Origin of the sequence: Nocardia mexicana NBRC 108244, from assembly GCF_001613165.1 — a bacterium.
GTDB classification, from domain to species: domain Bacteria; phylum Actinomycetota; class Actinomycetes; order Mycobacteriales; family Mycobacteriaceae; genus Nocardia; species Nocardia mexicana.
On record NZ_BDBV01000033.1, the window covers coordinates 15,918 to 30,568 of the forward strand.

The 14,651-nt window shown below is 69.7% G+C and carries 18 protein-coding genes; 10 read left to right on the forward strand and 8 right to left on the reverse strand.

Going from position 1 to position 14,651, the window contains the following annotated elements; genetic code table 11:
- Positions 1-4: 4 nt before the first annotated feature.
- A complete protein-coding gene (locus tag NM1_RS13505) occupies positions 5-697 on the forward strand; it encodes an Rv1363c family protein (protein ID WP_068019139.1) in 693 nt (230 codons plus the stop codon).
- A gap of 99 nt (positions 698-796) precedes the next feature.
- On the opposite strand, the gene NM1_RS13510 is transcribed toward NM1_RS13505, so the two are convergent.
- The 8 genes from NM1_RS13510 to mftR form a co-directional block, all read right to left on the reverse strand.
- A complete protein-coding gene (locus NM1_RS13510; RefSeq protein WP_068019143.1) occupies positions 797-1,117 on the reverse strand; it encodes a cytochrome C oxidase subunit IV family protein in 321 nt (106 codons plus the stop codon).
- Positions 1,118-1,121: 4 nt separating this feature from the next.
- On the reverse strand, positions 1,122-1,697 hold the full coding sequence (locus tag NM1_RS13515; protein ID WP_068019147.1) for a cytochrome c oxidase subunit 3: 576 nt from the start codon (positions 1,695-1,697) through the stop codon (positions 1,122-1,124).
- A 16-nt stretch (positions 1,698-1,713) separates the two neighbouring features.
- On the reverse strand, positions 1,714-2,463 hold the full coding sequence (locus NM1_RS13520) for a hypothetical protein (protein WP_068019151.1): 750 nt from the start codon (positions 2,461-2,463) through the stop codon (positions 1,714-1,716).
- Positions 2,460-3,203 carry a hypothetical protein gene (locus tag NM1_RS13525; protein ID WP_068019154.1) on the reverse strand — a complete coding sequence of 248 codons (744 nt, stop codon included), beginning with the start codon at positions 3,201-3,203 and terminating at the stop codon, positions 2,460-2,462. Before NM1_RS13525 ends, NM1_RS13520 begins: the two co-directional genes overlap by 4 nt.
- A 26-nt stretch (positions 3,204-3,229) precedes the next feature.
- Positions 3,230-3,685 (reverse strand): DUF427 domain-containing protein, encoded by a 456-nt coding sequence (locus tag NM1_RS13530; RefSeq protein ID WP_068019157.1) that lies wholly within the window; start codon positions 3,683-3,685, stop codon positions 3,230-3,232.
- Positions 3,686-3,703: 18 nt separating this feature from the next.
- Positions 3,704-4,564 (reverse strand): acyl-CoA thioesterase, encoded by an 861-nt coding sequence (locus NM1_RS13535; protein WP_068019160.1) that lies wholly within the window; start codon positions 4,562-4,564, stop codon positions 3,704-3,706.
- A gap of 74 nt (positions 4,565-4,638) precedes the next feature.
- Positions 4,639-5,892, reverse strand: coding sequence for an amidohydrolase family protein (locus NM1_RS13540; protein ID WP_084519582.1), 1,254 nt, complete (start codon positions 5,890-5,892; stop codon positions 4,639-4,641).
- A 111-nt stretch (positions 5,893-6,003) separates the two neighbouring features.
- Positions 6,004-6,609: a mycofactocin system transcriptional regulator MftR gene (mftR, locus tag NM1_RS13545; RefSeq protein WP_068019163.1), complete on the reverse strand. Its 606-nt coding sequence runs from the start codon at positions 6,607-6,609 to the stop codon at positions 6,004-6,006.
- Between the two features lie 82 nt (positions 6,610-6,691).
- Between mftR and mftA the strand changes: the two genes are divergently transcribed.
- From mftA to NM1_RS13590, 9 genes are all read left to right on the forward strand, one after another.
- Positions 6,692-6,784: a mycofactocin precursor MftA gene (gene mftA, locus NM1_RS13550; protein ID WP_114699776.1), complete on the forward strand. Its 93-nt coding sequence runs from the start codon at positions 6,692-6,694 to the stop codon at positions 6,782-6,784.
- Positions 6,774-7,061: a mycofactocin biosynthesis chaperone MftB gene (mftB, locus tag NM1_RS13555; protein ID WP_068019169.1), complete on the forward strand. Its 288-nt coding sequence runs from the start codon at positions 6,774-6,776 to the stop codon at positions 7,059-7,061. Before mftA ends, mftB begins: the two co-directional genes overlap by 11 nt.
- On the forward strand, positions 7,061-8,257 hold the full coding sequence (mftC, locus tag NM1_RS13560; protein ID WP_068019171.1) for a mycofactocin radical SAM maturase: 1,197 nt from the start codon (positions 7,061-7,063) through the stop codon (positions 8,255-8,257). The genes mftB and mftC overlap by 1 nt, the downstream gene beginning before the upstream one ends.
- A complete protein-coding gene (gene mftE / locus NM1_RS13565; RefSeq protein WP_068019173.1) occupies positions 8,254-8,955 on the forward strand; it encodes a mycofactocin biosynthesis peptidyl-dipeptidase MftE in 702 nt (233 codons plus the stop codon). Before mftC ends, mftE begins: the two co-directional genes overlap by 4 nt.
- A gap of 268 nt (positions 8,956-9,223) precedes the next feature.
- Complete coding sequence (locus tag NM1_RS13570; protein WP_246011601.1) at positions 9,224-10,060, forward strand: mycofactocin-coupled SDR family oxidoreductase; 837 nt, start codon at positions 9,224-9,226, stop codon at positions 10,058-10,060.
- A complete protein-coding gene (gene mftF, locus NM1_RS13575) occupies positions 10,057-11,490 on the forward strand; it encodes a mycofactocin biosynthesis glycosyltransferase MftF (protein ID WP_068019175.1) in 1,434 nt (477 codons plus the stop codon). The genes NM1_RS13570 and mftF overlap by 4 nt, the downstream gene beginning before the upstream one ends.
- 12 nt (positions 11,491-11,502) lie before the next feature.
- Positions 11,503-12,681 carry a pre-mycofactocin synthase MftD gene (gene mftD, locus NM1_RS13580; protein WP_068019178.1) on the forward strand — a complete coding sequence of 393 codons (1,179 nt, stop codon included), beginning with the start codon at positions 11,503-11,505 and terminating at the stop codon, positions 12,679-12,681.
- Positions 12,682-12,691: 10 nt separating this feature from the next.
- On the forward strand, positions 12,692-13,642 hold the full coding sequence (locus NM1_RS13585; protein WP_068019182.1) for an adenylate/guanylate cyclase domain-containing protein: 951 nt from the start codon (positions 12,692-12,694) through the stop codon (positions 13,640-13,642).
- A gap of 12 nt (positions 13,643-13,654) precedes the next feature.
- Complete coding sequence (locus NM1_RS13590; RefSeq protein WP_068019186.1) at positions 13,655-14,515, forward strand: LLM class flavin-dependent oxidoreductase; 861 nt, start codon at positions 13,655-13,657, stop codon at positions 14,513-14,515.
- Positions 14,516-14,651 lie beyond the last annotated feature (136 nt).

Consider the following 14,651-nt stretch of genomic DNA (forward strand, 5'->3'; position numbering starts at 1 on the left):
GGCAATGAAGAAGACGTCGGTGGTGACACCGGATCAGGAAGGCGGCTCGGTGCCGCCCGATACCCGGGGGGAGGCCGCCGATGAAACGGTGGGCGACTCCGGCGAAGCGGCCGTGCGGACCGGTGCCGGGGGCGATGCGGAAACCGGCGGGGCGAGTGTCGGCGATCTGACGCCGGCCGGGAGTGATATCGCCGTGCGGCACGGCCGATCGTGGCGCCGGTGGCTGCCGCGGCCGTTGACGGCGGTGCTGACCATGCTGCTGGCGGTGGCAGTAGTACTCGCCGTGGTCTTCGGCTGGAAGCTGGAGGACCGCAACGATCGCAACGAGGCGGGTCGCGCGGCACTCGCCGCCGCCCAGGACTACGCCGTCGCGCTCACCAGCATCGACGCCTCCCGTATCGACGCCGATTTCGCGACGGTCCTGAACGGCGCGACGGGCCGATTCAAGGACATGTACAGCCAATCCTCCGGCCAGCTCAAACCGATGCTGCTGCAGGCGAAGTCGGTCAGCAAGGGCCGCGTCGTGGCCGCCGGCGTCCGGTCGGCGTCCGAAAACCAGGCCGTGGTCATGCTTTTCGTGGACGCCGAGATCACCAACGTCACCAACCCCGAGCCTCGCATAGACCGCAACCGCATCCTGATGACCATGGACCGCGTCGACGGTCGCTGGCTGGCCTCCGAGGTCGAATTGCCGTAGGTCATGTCCAGGGACGCCGTCAGCGTCGCACCTCTCGACCCGGACATTGATCGCCACGAGACCTCCGCCGCCACCAGATCACGCAGATCAGGCGCGGTCTCAATGACCCGTCTCGGCGAGAACGCCGACGAGGTAGAGGGCCAGGACGGCGAGCCAGAGTGCGGCCAGCCAGGCGTCGGTGGCGTGGCGCAGCCGGGCGGGGCCGGTCCGGACCTCCATGAAGTGACGGATTATCAAGCGGCACTTGAGGTATCCGAGGGCCACCACGGCGACGGTGATGGGGATGCTGGCCGCGGTGCTGCCGCCGGAGTGGCCGGGGCCCAGCCACCAGGAGCCTACGGTGATGGCGCACAGCCCGATCCAGACGTAGGTGACGGCGCGCGCGGCGGTCCCGGCTCGTTTCGTCGCGGTGACGGTCATCGGCTCACCTCATCAGGTAGAACAGGGCGAAGATCACGATCCAGAGCAGGTCGACCATGTGCCAGAAGACGGCGCCGGATTCGACCAGGACCATGCGGCGGCGGCGCGGGTTGCGGAGTTCGCGGACGACGATTCCCATGATCAGCAGGCCCAGCGCGACGTGCAGCAGGTGCACGCCGGTGAGCACGTAGTAGAAGCTGAAGAACAGGGTGGAGTTGGTGTCGCCGTGCGCGATACGCGTCGCCCATTCGTAGGCCTTGACCAGGATGAACAGCGCACCGCAGAGACCGGCGGCACAGGTCAGGCGGATCGCGCGCGGGTGCTCCCCGGTGCGCGCGGCGGCGACGCTGCGGGCGATGAACCAGGAACTGGTCAGCAGCACAACGGTATTGGCGACACCGGCGGTCAAGTCGAGGCGCTGCTGCGACAGCAGAAAGTCGTCCGGCGTCATGGCGCGGTAGATCATGAAGATGACGAAGTAACCGCCGAAGATGACCAGGTCACCGAACACCATCACCCACATGTGGCCGTCGGCCGGCATTCGGGGTGGCGGCGCCGTCGATGGTTCGGAGTTCGTCATTGAAGACCTCCGGGAGTCAGTCCAAGGGGGGAGCATCAGCGGGTTCGAGCGCGGTGGCGATCTTCAGAAGCACGATCAGACAACCCAGCCACACAGCGAATACGACCACCGCCAGCCAGAAGGCGATCGAGCCGTTCCAGGCGAACGGCCCCGCCGTCGATACGAACATCTGCGTGGCGATCACCTCGGTGACGATCTGCCAGATATTCACGTAGGCAAACCATTTGGGAAATATCTGATTCTTGTCGTAGAGGATGGCGACCGCGAGCGCGAAGTAGGCCGCGCTGAAGCAGCCCAGCGAGCCGTTGTAGGACAGCATGCCCAGGTCGTAGAGCATGGCCAGGATCTGCGGATCGCGATCGGCGCGGAAGGTTGCGGTCAGGAAGCAGGCGGCGACGAGCAGGCACCCCGGCAGGGCGCCGACGGCCATCCCCCCGAGATATCCGTAGGCGAGGACGGACCCGACCGACATGCGTTTCATGTGGTAGACGATGATCCCGTTGGTCACTGCCGCCCCGCCGACGATCACCAGCAGGACGCAGAATCCGAGCTGAATCGTGGTGGCATGGCCGTGAAAGAAGTCCGCCATCTGATCGGCGGTCACGTCCGGGCGTGGCGGCGGCGTCACCCTGGCCAGCAGGCAGAAGACCACGCCGAACGCGGCGTAGAACGCGGGGAAGATCCAATAGATGACCCAGACGTCCCGTTTCCCGGGGCGCTCGTTCTGTGTCTCACGACCGACCGTTGTGGAGGCGAGGGCGCTCACCGGCCCACCCCCTCCTCGACCGCTTGGCGGTGCAGTGCCTTGCGCAGGACGAAGAACATGACGACGAGGAACAGCCCGAAAGCTATGGTGCGCAACCAGAACGAGAGCACGCCGTCCCAGGCCAGTGGCCCGGACTTGACGACCGCCGCCCCGGCCGCGGGCACCATCGCCAGCGCGGTCGCCAGCGAATAATGCCCGACCCAGCGCGGGAACACGGGCGCGGGCCCGCTGTCGAAATAGACGGCCAGCGCCAGCAGGAGATTCTGGGCGACGACCATTCCGACCGGCGCGACGAACACTATCCAGGCCAGATCGTTGAGCACCATGATCAATGCCGGATCTCGGTCCGGCCGGAACGCCGCCACCAGGAAGAAGATGTCCGACAGCGCGAAGATCGTCGCCCCGCTGACCGCGGCCGTCAGATAGCAGTAGGCGAAGACGTGGCTCTGCGTCGCCATCCGCTTCATCTGCACGACGATCACCATGAAGAACGGCACCAGCATGATCCCGCACAGGTTGTAGGTGACCATGCTGAACCGGATCCACGCGGTGTTGTCCCGGTAGAACTCCGCGACCTGGCCGCCGGTGAGTTCGGGCGACAGCGGCGGCCGGAATCCCGGAAATGCCACGAACGCGATCAGCAGAATCACCGCGACCACCGGCGCCGTCCAGAGGCAGACCAACTGGGTGCGGACATGCGCCGCCGCGGGCAGGTCTTCGGCCTCGGCAAGAATCTGCATCGGTGTGCTCCTCCCGGCGGTCTGAATCAGTTCGTCGGGTGGAGGCCCCGGCGGACGCGGCCCGACACGGCAGCACCCCGTCCGCGGTCCCGCGGGTACGGCGCGCTGACCGCCGGGACCGCCACCCCGACCTCCAGCCGCACCCGGTCCTGGTAGAAGGCGATGTGGCCGCGCAGGAGCGCCACCTCCGGGTACGGTTCGGCGTATGCCCAGGCGATCGGGGCGGGGTTGTCGGATGCGCGCCAGTAGTGCGCTGTGCCCTTGAACGGGCACCGCGTGGTTGTCTCGTCGCGAACCAGAAGGCCCACTCGGACATCGGGTTCCGGCAGATAGAAGGCGATTCCGTGATCCTGTTCGGTGACGAGCAGCGCGGCGGTCGTTTCCGCGACGACGTGGCCGCCGTAGGTGACCCGGATCAGGTTGCGGACGCGGTGCACGTCGACCCGGTAGTCCGGCCGGTCGGCGTAGCCTGATGGCGGCATGGTCTCGTCTCCTCGGAGTCAGAGCGCGGTGGCCGAGGCCGCGGCGCCGGGTGTTCGGAATCCGCGCAGCATCGCGTGCACGGTGTAGGAGGCGGCCAATCTGCCGTCGCGGGTGTGCACGCGGCCCTCGCCCTGGGCGTGGCCGCGGCCGGTGTAGGTGGCCCGGGTGGCGTACAGCAACCAGTCCGTCACGTCGGCGTCGTCGTGAAAGGTGATGGTGGCCATGGTGATTCCGGTCGAGATCGACCGGTGCGCCATGGCCTCGCCGAAGCCCGGGTGCGGGCGCAGCGCGGCGGCGACCGTCCAGTGCGTGATCGACTGGGTGAGCAGCGCCGCGTGCAGGTGGTCGTGCTCGGGAGCATCCCGGAACCGGGTCCACACGTACAGTTCGGGCGGTCCGGTGCGCTGCGGGTCGGGGTCGTAGGCGTCGTCGACCACCCGGATGTCGCGTCCGTCCACCTCGGTGCCGGGAATCGCCATGGGCCGCAGCCGTTCCGGGGGAGTGACGTGCGGTATCGGCTCCGCCGCGCGGACCAGGTCGGCCGCTCCGGCATCGAGCAGAACCATTCCGGCGCAGCACATCTCGCCGTGCTGGCCGATTCGGATCTGCGCGGTCGTGAAGGTACGCCCCGACCGCAGCGTCTCGGTCGCGATCTCCAGCGGCGCCTCGTGTTCGGCGACGCGCGAGAAGATCATCGACGCCGAGGTGACCCGCTGTCCGGGCACCTCTTTCGCGGCGGCCGCCACGGCGGCCCCGAGCAACTGCCCGGCCTCGACCACGTTTCGCTCCGTCGGGCCGTGGGCGGGGGCGATGTAGCGCCCCGCGCCGTCCGGCCGGACATCCAGCAGGCGCTGCAGTTCCCGCTGGGTCCACGGCATCGGGGAGGCTGCGTCAGGGGTGTCCGGGCCGGTCATGCGAGGCGGGCCCGCGGCCTCTGGCCCCGCCGCCACCGTCAGCTCGCCCTCGCGGCGTAGGCCTCGGCGTACTGCTTGCGCGACGTCGTCGAGGTGTCGACATCCTTGGCCTGCTCGCGCAGCGCGCCGACCGTCGCCTGCTCCTTCGGGATGTGCGCGAACGGATCCCAATCCAGGAAGCGGCAGGCGTTCTGCCAGGTGATCTTGTCGATGTCGGAGTCGTCGGCCCCGGCGGCCTCGAGTTCCTCGAGGACGAATTCCGGCGCGTTCGGCCAGATCGAATCGGAGTGCGGGTAGTCGCACTCCCAGGCGATGTTCTCGATACCGATGTCGTGGCGCATCTTCAGCGAGGTCTTGTCGGTGACGTAGCAGGAGACCGTGTGCTCCCGGAACACCTCGCTGGGCAGCTTGCCGCCGAAGTCGCGGCGCAGCCACTTCTGGTTGGTGTAGTGCCGGTCGGAGCGGTCCAGGAAGAACGGGATCCAGCCGACGCCGCCCTCGGAGAACGCGACCTTGAGCTTCGGGTAGGTGCGAAATGCCGGTCCCCACAGCAGATCCTGGGCCGCGATCAGCGAAACGCTCGGGGCCAGCACCATCAGATTGTCGATCGGCGAGTTCGGCGCCAGGTTCAGCACTCGGAAGCCCTGTCCGATATGCAGATTCATCACCGTGCCGTGTTCGGACAGCGCGGCGAACACCGGCCCCCAGTACTCCATGTCGTGATAGCTGGGCAGCCCGTCGAGATGCGGCAGCTCCGGCATCGACACCGAATGGCAGCCCTTCGCCGCCACCCGCGCGATCTCGGCAATCGCCAGCTTCGGATCCCACAGCGGCAGGATCGACAGCGGAATGAACCGGCCCGGATAGGCGCCCGCCCAGTCCTCGATGTGCCAGTCGTTGTACGCCTGAATCATCGCGACGGTGATCTCGTCCTTGAAGTACGCCAGGTGCCCGGCGCTGAATCCGGCGAAGGTGGGGAAGCACATCGAGGCCAGGATGCCGTTGGCGTTCATATCGCGGATGCGCTCGTGCACGTCGTACACCCCGGGACGCATCTCCGCGTAGCCCGCGGGGTCGTAGCCCCACTCCTCCGGCGGCCAGGAGACGACGGCGTTGAGACCGGTGACGCCGGTGGGCCGGTCCCGGTACACCCACCGGTCGATGCCCTTGTCGTCGACGACGACCTTGGGCGCGAGGTCCGCCCACTTCTTCGGCACGTGGCCGTCGAACATGTGGATCGGCTCGACCACGTGGTCGTCGATGCTTACCAGGATCATGTCGTCGATGTTCACGGGACTCCTCGCTGCTCGTGCTAGTTCGGACGGGTCGACCCCGAGCGTGTGCGAGATCAATAATCTCCACTTGTGAGAATCATACTCTCGCCATTGGGGTAGACGATACACTCAGATTTCGGGCCCGGATGCGCTGTCGGGGAAACCGGCCGCGAACGCCCGCAGCGCGGCGTCGAGATATGTCGTCAGGTCGGCGTCGGCGCACTGCACCCAGCTGTCGTAGGCGGCGCGGCACACGGCCAGCGTCGCCCGCCCGACGGCGAGCGGATACAGCGAATCCGGGGCGGCGCCGGTGCGGCGCGCGGCGAATTCGCTGATTGCCCGCTCCCACGCGTCGTAGTGCACCGCGGCGCTGGCGATCAGGTCGGGAACGGTGCTGAGCAGGCTCATTCGCATGCGCAGTTCCGGGATGTCGGCCGCGCGGTAGTCGTTGGCCGCCAGCACCGCCCGGCGGATGCCGGGCATGGTGCCCAGCCCCGACGGGGTCTCGTCGAGCAGTGTGCGGATCGCGCGGACCTCGCCGTCGAACCGGTACCACAGCACCGCGGCCTTCGACTCGAAGTATCGGAAGAAGGTGCGCGCGCTGACCCCGGCGGTGGCGGCGATCTGCTCCACGGTCGTCTCCTCGAAGCCCTGGGCGGTGAACAGCTCCAGGGCGATGAGCTCGAGTTCGCGGCGGCTGGTGCCCCGGGGACGGCCCGCTCTTGTTTCTGGCACGAAGTGACATTACCGTACTAGGAGAACGATATTTCCATTTCGTCACACCGTGACGGAAGCTCGGCTCCCGGGAGTTCTCATGATGGACAACGACATCGAGTTCGTGGACGCGCTGATCGCGGACGAGACGCTGGTCGAAGAGGTGTCGATCGATGGCATGTGCGGTGTCTACTGATCCGCGGCCGTTCGATCTCGACGGCCGCTGGGCGCTGGCGGAGCAGGTCTCGGTGCGGCCCGAGCGGTTCGGGGCGCTGCTGTACCACTTCGGCACCCGGCGGCTGTCGTTTCTCAAGAGCCGCACGCTGTTTCACGTCGTGACCGGTCTGTCCGATGCCGGGTCGGCGCGGCGGGCCTGCCTCGCGGCGGGCGTGCCGGAGACCCAGTTGCCCGCCTACCGGACGGCCCTGGCCGCCCTGGCGGCCTCCGACATGATCCGGGAAAGGACCCCGTAATGAGCGCACCGCTGCCACTGGTCGAGCAGTTCCAGTACGGCCTGGACGCACCGATCTGCCTGACCTGGGAACTGACCTACGCCTGCAACCTGTCGTGCGTGCACTGCCTGTCCAGCTCGGGCCGCCGCGACCCGCGGGAGCTGACGACCGCCGAATGTCTGGGCCTGATCGACGAATTCGAGCGGATGCAGGTCTTCTACGTCAATATCGGCGGCGGCGAGCCGACCGTGCGCCCGGACTTCTGGGAGCTGGTCGACTACGCCACCGGCCACCACGTCGGAGTCAAGTTCTCCACCAACGGAATTCGAATCACCCCCGACGCCGCGCGCCGGATCGCGGCCAGCGGCTATGTGGACGTGCAGATATCGCTCGACGGCGCCACCGAGGCCGTGAACGACGCGGTGCGCGGCGCGGGGTCGTACCGGACCGCCGTCACCGCCATGGAGCGGCTGGCGTCGGCCGGCGTGTACGACTTCAAGCTGTCGGTCGTGGTGACCCGCCAGAACGCGGGCCAGCTGGACGCCTTCCGGGCGATCGCGGACCTGTTCGGCGCCCAGCTGCGGCTGACCCGGCTGCGCCCGTCCGGCCGCGGCGCCGATACCTGGGACGAGCTGCATCCGACCGCGCAACAGCAGCGGGACCTGTACGACTGGCTGCGCGACCACGGCGAATCGGTGCTCACCGGGGACTCGTTCTTCCACCTGTCCGGGTACGGCGAATCGCTGCCCGGCCTGAACCTGTGCGGCGCCGGTCGGGTGGTGTGCCTGATCGATCCGGTGGGCGACGTCTACGCGTGCCCGTTCGCGATCCACGATCGGTTCCGCGCCGGAAACGTCCGCACCGCAGGGGGATTCGAGACCGTATGGCGGGATTCGGAACTGTTCACCGAGCTGCGCCACCCGCAGACCGGCGGCGCCTGCACCGCCTGCGCTGCCTATGATGCCTGCCGCGGCGGCTGCATGGCGGCAAAGTTCTTCACCGGCCTGCCGTTGGACGGCCCGGACCCGGAATGCGTGCGCGGCTACGGCGATTCGGCACTGGCAACGGTCGACCGAACCGCGGTGCCCAAGCCATCGGAGGACCATTCACACCGCGTCCGCCGCGTCACGATCGGCATGCCGGGCATGCCGCAGCGGGCCTGTGACGAGAGTCCGCTGGCGGGCTTCGCCGGTCCGGGGCAGCGGGGTGCGCCGTGAGGCCGCCGTACCGGCTGGCCGATCTGGCATGGCCGGATATTCGTGACCGGGCGGCGGCGGGTGCGCTGCTCGCGGTCCCGGTCGGCGCCACCGAACAGCACGGGCCGCATCTGCCGCTGTCCACCGACACGGATATCGCGGTCACGCTGTGCGAGCGGCTGGCGCAGTCGCGGCCCGACGTGCTGGTCGCGCCGCCGGTGGCCTACGGATCCAGCGGCGAGCACGCGGGTTTCGCGGGCACCCTGTCGATCGGCCGGGCCGCCACCGAACTACTGCTCACCGAGCTGGGCCGCAGCGCCTGCGAAACCTTCGGGCGGCTGCTGTTCGTCTCGACCCACGGCGGCAATGCCGATCCGGTGACGAGGGCGGTCGACCGCCTGCGCGCGGAGTCACGCGACGTACGCGCCTTCGCCCCGTCCTGGAACGGCGACCCCCACGCGGGCCGCACCGAGACCGCTCTGATGCTGGCCATCCGCCCGCTGGCCGTCCGCTCCTACCGCGCGGTCGCCGGAAACACCCGCCCACTACGGGAACTGCTGCCGCAGCTCCGTACCTGCGGTGTCCGCGCCGTCAGCCCGACCGGCATCCTCGGCGACCCGGCGGGCGCGACGGCCACCGAAGGCGGCACCCTCATCGAAGTCCTTTCAAAAGCCTTGGCACGCCAGGTCGACCAATGGCACACGACGGAGGCCGCCTGATGCACCCGGCAAACAAGCCACTGTCCCGCGCCAAGCTGCCCGCCGCCCGCCCACCATCGCAACGTGCTTCACATCTGTGGCGCTGCGGTGCCTCTCGTCCGTCGCGCAGCGGGGCCTCCCATCTGTCGCTCTGCCGGTCCCCACATCCGTCATTCCGGCATGCTTTCGGCCGGAATCTCCAGCTGCCGGAGGCGGATCCCGGCCGAGAGCACGCCGGAAATTCGGTTGGGCTGCGGTGGGATTCGGGATCGGGGGGAGGAGGTGTGCTGTGGCGCGACCTCGAAACGTGGTGAGCGGCAGCGGGCATCGGCGGGTTGCGGTGGTTACCGGTGCGGCGCGGGGTATCGGCGCCGCGACCGTGCTGGCGCTGGCCGACCGTGGGTGGTCGGTACTGGCCGTCGATGTGGCCGACGACGATGCGGTGCTGCCGTATCCGATGGGCACGAAACAGGAGCTGCTCGCGGTCGCCACCGAGGCGGGCGGGCGGGTCAACCGGGTGGGCGCGGTGCGGCCGTTCGTGGCCGACGTCCGCGATCCCGGGGCGCTGCGGGCGGCGGTGGCCGAGGCGGTGGACACCTGGGGCGGCCTGGATGCCGCCATCGGCGCCGCGGGCGTGATCGCGGGCGGGGTTCCGCTGTGGGACATGCCGATCGAGCAGGAGCGGGCGGTGATGGACGTCTGCCTCGGCGGGGTGGTCAACCTGGCCCGCGCGGCCGTTCCCGCGCTCTTGGAGCGTCCCGAGCCGCGGTCCGGCCGCTTCCTGGCCATCGCCTCGGCCGCCGCGACGAAGGGCCTGCCGATGCTGGCGGCCTACTGCGCCGCGAAAGCCGGTGTGGCGGGGCTGATTCGGGCCCTGGGCGCGGAGCTCGGCGGCACCGGCGTCACCGCGAACGCGGTCAGCCCCGGCTCCACCGACACCGCGATCCTGGACGAGACGGCTCGGATCTACGGCCTCCCGGACGCCGCGCGCTTCGGCGGTCAGCAGCCGGTGGGCCGCCTGCTGCAGCCTGCCGAGATCGCCGCGGTGCTGGCCTTTTTGGCCGGAGCCGACAACAGCGCGATGACCGGTGCGGTCATCCCGGTGGACGGCGGGCTGGCGCTGTGACGGACGGGAAACGGACCGGGAGCGGCGACCCACCGGGCCCGAGTGCGCCGCTCCCCGAGGGCGTGCGGGTGACCCTGGATCCGGGCGTCCGCATGATCGAACCGCACCTGTGGTGGGGTGGTTCGCCCGCCCGCCTGCTACGGCTGACCCCGGCCGGATACGCTGCCTGGCAACAACTTCGGATCGCTCCCGTCCGGGGCGGCGCCGCGGCGGTATTGGCGCGGCGACTGACCGACTCGGGCTTCGCGCATCCCCGACCCCGTCCGAGGCGGTCGGCCGATCTCACCGTGGTCGTGCCGGTCCGGGATCGACCCGTGCCGCTGGCGCGGTGCCTGACCGCGCTCGGCGACCGCTATCCGGTGATCGTCGTGGACGACGGCTCGGCCGATCCCGCGAGCGTCGCCGCCGTGGCCGCACACCACGGGGCGACCCTGCTGCGGCACGACCGCAACCGCGGGCCCGCCGCGGCCCGCAATACCGCGCTGCGCCGGGTGCGGACCGAACTCGTCGCCTTCGTCGACAGCGACTGTGTGCCCGGCGGCGACTGGATCGCCCGGCTCGCAGGGCATTTCGACGATCCGCTGGTCGCCGCCGTCGCCCCGCGCATCACCGCCCTGGGCCCCGGCCCGTGCGGGCTGGATCTCGGTGACCGCGCGGCGCGGGTGGTCCCGAACACGCCGGTGGCATTCGTTCCCACCGCGGCACTGCTGGCCCGGCGCGGGGCACTGGTCGACATCGCCCGGCATACCGCGGTATTCGATCCCGGACTGCGGTTCGGTGAGGATGTCGACCTGGTGTGGCGGCTGCACGAGGCGGGCTGGCGGGTGCGCTACGACCCCGGCGCGGTGGTCGCGCACGAGGAACCGTCGTCGGTGGGCCGGGTGCTTGCCCGACGGTTCCGCTACGGGACGTCGGCCGCGCCGCTGGCCGAACGGCATCCGGATTCGCTGCCGCCGCTGGCGGTTCCGTTCTGGTCCGCGGCCACGGTGGTGGCCCTGCTCGGCGGGCGGCCGCTACCGGCGGCCGCCGCATTCACGGCATCCCTGCTGAGCAACGGTGCGACACTGCGTCGGCTGGGTGCACCGCCGCGGCAGGCAGTGCGATACGCGGTCGCGAGCCTCTGGCATACGGGGTTGGCGATCGGCCGCTACAGCACGAAATATTGTGGCCCGCTGCTGCTCGCGCTCGCCGTCACCGGCCGCGGGCCGCGAACCGGCCGCAGGCTCGCGATCGGTGCATTGCTGCTCGGTCCGGCCGTTGTCTCCGCCACCGATGGGCGGGTGCACAATCCGATGCGCGAGATCGCCGACGACATCGCCTACGGGTGCGGGGTGTGGGTCGGGTGCCTCCGGCATCGCACCGTCGTCCCGCTGCGTCCGCGACTGACCCTGGCCCGACGTTCCGGGCGCGAGGTATCCCCGAAAGACTGACAAGGAGTTTCCATGGCCGCGAGCTGGTTCGAGACCGTTGCCGAGGCGCAGCGGCGCGCCCGCAAACGCCTGCCGTCGTCGGTGTACAGCGCACTGCTGGCCGGATCGGAGAAGGGTGTGACCTTGCGCGACAACGTCGACGCCTTCGACGAGATCGCGCTGGCTCCGCGCACGGCCGGGATGTCGGAGAAGCGTGACCTCGCGACAACCGTGCTGGGACAGCATATTTCGCTGCCGGTGCTGATATCGCCCACCGGCGTGCAGGCGGTGCACCCCGACGGCGAGGTGGCCGTGGCCCGCGCCGCCGCGGCCCGCGGCACGGCGATGGGCCTGAGCTCGTTCGCGAGCAAGCCGGTGGAGCAGGTGGTGGCGGCGAACGACAAGACGTTCTTCCAGATCTACTGGATCGGCGGCCGCGACGACGTGCTGCGCCGCCTGGAACGGGCCCGGGCGGCCGGGGTCGCGGGCCTGATCCTCACTTTGGACTGGTCGTTCTCCTACGGCCGGGACTGGGGGAGCCCCCACATTCCGGAGCGGTTGACCCCGCGTGAGGCCCTGCGGTTCGCCCCGCAGACCGTGCGCAAGCCGCGCTGGCTGCTGGCCTACCTGCGTTCGCGCGGCCTGCCGGACCTCACCGTGCCGAATATGGCGGAGGACGGCGACATTCCGACCTTCTTCGGCGCATATGGGCAGTGGATGAACTCGCCGAAACCCACCTGGGACGATGTGCGCTGGCTGCGGGACCAGTGGGACGGACCGCTGCTGGTGAAGGGCGTGATACGGGTGGACGAGGCGCGGCGCGCCGTGGATGCGGGCGTCGACGCGATCTCGGTGTCCAATCACGGCGGCAACAACCTCGACGGCACCCCCGCCACCATCCGCGCCCTGCCCGCCATCGCCGACGCGGTCGGCGGCCAGATCGAGGTGCTGCTCGACGGGGGCATCCGGCGCGGCAGCGATGTCGTGAAGGCGGTGGCCCTGGGCGCCCGCGCGGTGATGATCGGCCGCGCGTACCTGTGGGGGCTGGCGGCCGAAGGGCAGGCCGGGGTCGAGAACGTGCTCGACATCCTGCGCGGCAGCATCGATTCGACGCTGACGGCGTTGGGGCACAGCTCGATTCACGACCTCGGGCGCGGCGACGTGGTCTTACCCCCCGGCTTTCAACGCGCACTCGGCGCCGACTCACGCTGAAGCCGCGGTCATGTCCGCGCCCCGCGACAGGGTCGACGGGCCGCCCCTGCTGCCCGGATTCGGTGAGCCGCTGCGCTATACGGCGCGGGAAGCGGCGGCCGCCGTGGGCATCTCACTGCTGCAGGCCCGGCAGTACTGGCGGGCACTCGGCTACCCGCCGACCGTCGAGGATGCGGTGGCGTTCGGCGCGTCGGACGTGCAGTTGCTCCGCACGATCAGCGGCTATGTGTCCGAAGGCGTGATGACCGAGGCGGATACCCTGCGCCTGACCCGCGTCCTCACGCGGGCGATCGCGCATCTGGCGCATCTGCAGGTGGAGATCCTGGCCAGCCAGCAGGCGCGGGCGCGGGCCGGGGGTATCGACGTGGTGCATCAGATGAGGCAGCGGATGCCGGAGGTGCAGCGGGTCCTGGGCCAGATCTGGGTGCGCCAATTGGCCGGGGCCATACGCGGTTTCGAGGAGAGTGCCGAGCCCGGCCCGGTGGCCGTCGGATTCGCCGATATCGTCGATTTCACGGAACTGAGCCGCCGGCGCTCGGAGGGTGAGCTGACTCGCATCGTCGGCCGCTTCGAATTCCGGTCGACGCAGGTGATTTTCGAATCCGGCGGCGGCGTGGTCAAGATGCTGGGCGACGAGGTGCTGTTCACCGCCGATGATCCCGCCGCCGTGGCGGATATCGCCACCCGGCTGATCGCCCAGTTCGGCGGGGACCCGGATATTCCCGGGCTGCGGGTCGGCGTGGCGTGGGGACCGGTGATCCGGTACCTGGGCGACATCTTCGGAAACACCGTCAATCTGGCCAGTCGCCTGACCGCGCTGGCCGAGCCCGGCACGGTGCTGGCGGCGCCCGCGGTGGCGGAGGCGCTGGCCTCGTATTCCGGGTTCCGCCTGATTCCGCTGCCGGACACCGAGATTCGCGGCATCGGAACGGTGCGGCCGACGCAAGTGGTTCGATACTGAGACGAGGCGCGAATGGTCGAGTTCTTTCTGTTTCTGCCCCAGGTGCGGATGCCGGTGGCCGATATCGTCGAGCGCGCGCAGGCGGCGGAGGCGGTCGGCTTCGACGGCATCGCGTTCATCGATCACCTGCAGGCGCCCGGCGCGGAACGCCAGCCCCTCTGGGAGGCGATGACCGTCGCGAGCTGGGTCGCGGCCCGGACGAACCGCCTGCGAATCGGCCACCTGGTGCTGTGCGACGCCTTCCGGCATCCCGCGGTGCTCGCGAAACAGGCTGTGACACTGCAGGAGGCGTCCGGCGGCCGGTTCGAACTGGGCCTCGGGTCGGGCTCGGTCCCTCGGGAGCTGGTCAGGTTCGGTGTGACCGAGGAGCGCGCGGCCGCGCGGCAGGACCGGCTCGGGCAGACACTGCGAGCGCTCGCCCGATACTGGAATCCGGACGACGCCGATGCTCTCGTGCCGCAACCGAGTACACCGATACCGCTGGTCATCGGTGGTGTCGGCCCGACGACGCTGGAGCTCGTCCGCGAGCACGCGACCTGGTGGAATCTCCCGGCCACGGAGGTCGCCCGTCTCCCGGAGTTGTCGCCGTCCACCGGCGGGGCTCGCGTCTCTGTCCAGCAGATGGTCGGTTTCGTCGGATCCGGCAGGTCGGCGGTGGAGGTGCGTGAGCGCAGCCTGCGCCGCTTCGGCTATCTCGGCGACGGTCTGCGCTGCGGGGATGCGGAGGAACTGATCGGGCATTTCACCGGCCTGGCCCGCCTCGGCGTGGAGCGTTTCTACGTCTGGTTCGCCGATTTCGCCCCGCCCACCACACTTGCCGAGTTCGGCGAGTCGGTAGTGCGAACGATGACAGAGCCGCCTGGCATGCACTGACTCCCTCACTCCTGCACCGATTTCCGGCGCGCTTCCGGCCGGAAGCCACTGGGCCTGTCTCGGCAATGCGGCGATGTGTCCCGGCGAGCGCCCGTCAGCATGACAAGGGTGGCTACCTCGCGACGTTGCCGGCGAA

What these genes read in the sequence shown, in the direction of transcription:
- NM1_RS13505 (WP_068019139.1), top strand. Translation starts at nt 5, where the DNA reads ATGAAGAAGACGTCGGTGGTGACACCGGATCAGGAAGGCGGCTCGGTG.
- NM1_RS13510 (WP_068019143.1), bottom strand. Translation starts at nt 1,117, where the DNA reads ATGACCGTCACCGCGACGAAACGAGCCGGGACCGCCGCGCGCGCCGTC.
- NM1_RS13515 (WP_068019147.1), bottom strand. Translation starts at nt 1,697, where the DNA reads ATGACGAACTCCGAACCATCGACGGCGCCGCCACCCCGAATGCCGGCC.
- NM1_RS13525 (WP_068019154.1), bottom strand. Translation starts at nt 3,203, where the DNA reads ATGCAGATTCTTGCCGAGGCCGAAGACCTGCCCGCGGCGGCGCATGTC.
- NM1_RS13530 (WP_068019157.1), bottom strand. Translation starts at nt 3,685, where the DNA reads ATGCCGCCATCAGGCTACGCCGACCGGCCGGACTACCGGGTCGACGTG.
- NM1_RS13535 (WP_068019160.1), bottom strand. Translation starts at nt 4,564, where the DNA reads ATGCCGTGGACCCAGCGGGAACTGCAGCGCCTGCTGGATGTCCGGCCG.
- mftA (WP_114699776.1), top strand. Translation starts at nt 6,692, where the DNA reads ATGGACAACGACATCGAGTTCGTGGACGCGCTGATCGCGGACGAGACG.
- mftC (WP_068019171.1), top strand. Translation starts at nt 7,061, where the DNA reads ATGAGCGCACCGCTGCCACTGGTCGAGCAGTTCCAGTACGGCCTGGAC.
- mftD (WP_068019178.1), top strand. Translation starts at nt 11,503, where the DNA reads ATGGCCGCGAGCTGGTTCGAGACCGTTGCCGAGGCGCAGCGGCGCGCC.
- NM1_RS13585 (WP_068019182.1), top strand. Translation starts at nt 12,692, where the DNA reads ATGTCCGCGCCCCGCGACAGGGTCGACGGGCCGCCCCTGCTGCCCGGA.
- NM1_RS13590 (WP_068019186.1), top strand. Translation starts at nt 13,655, where the DNA reads ATGGTCGAGTTCTTTCTGTTTCTGCCCCAGGTGCGGATGCCGGTGGCC.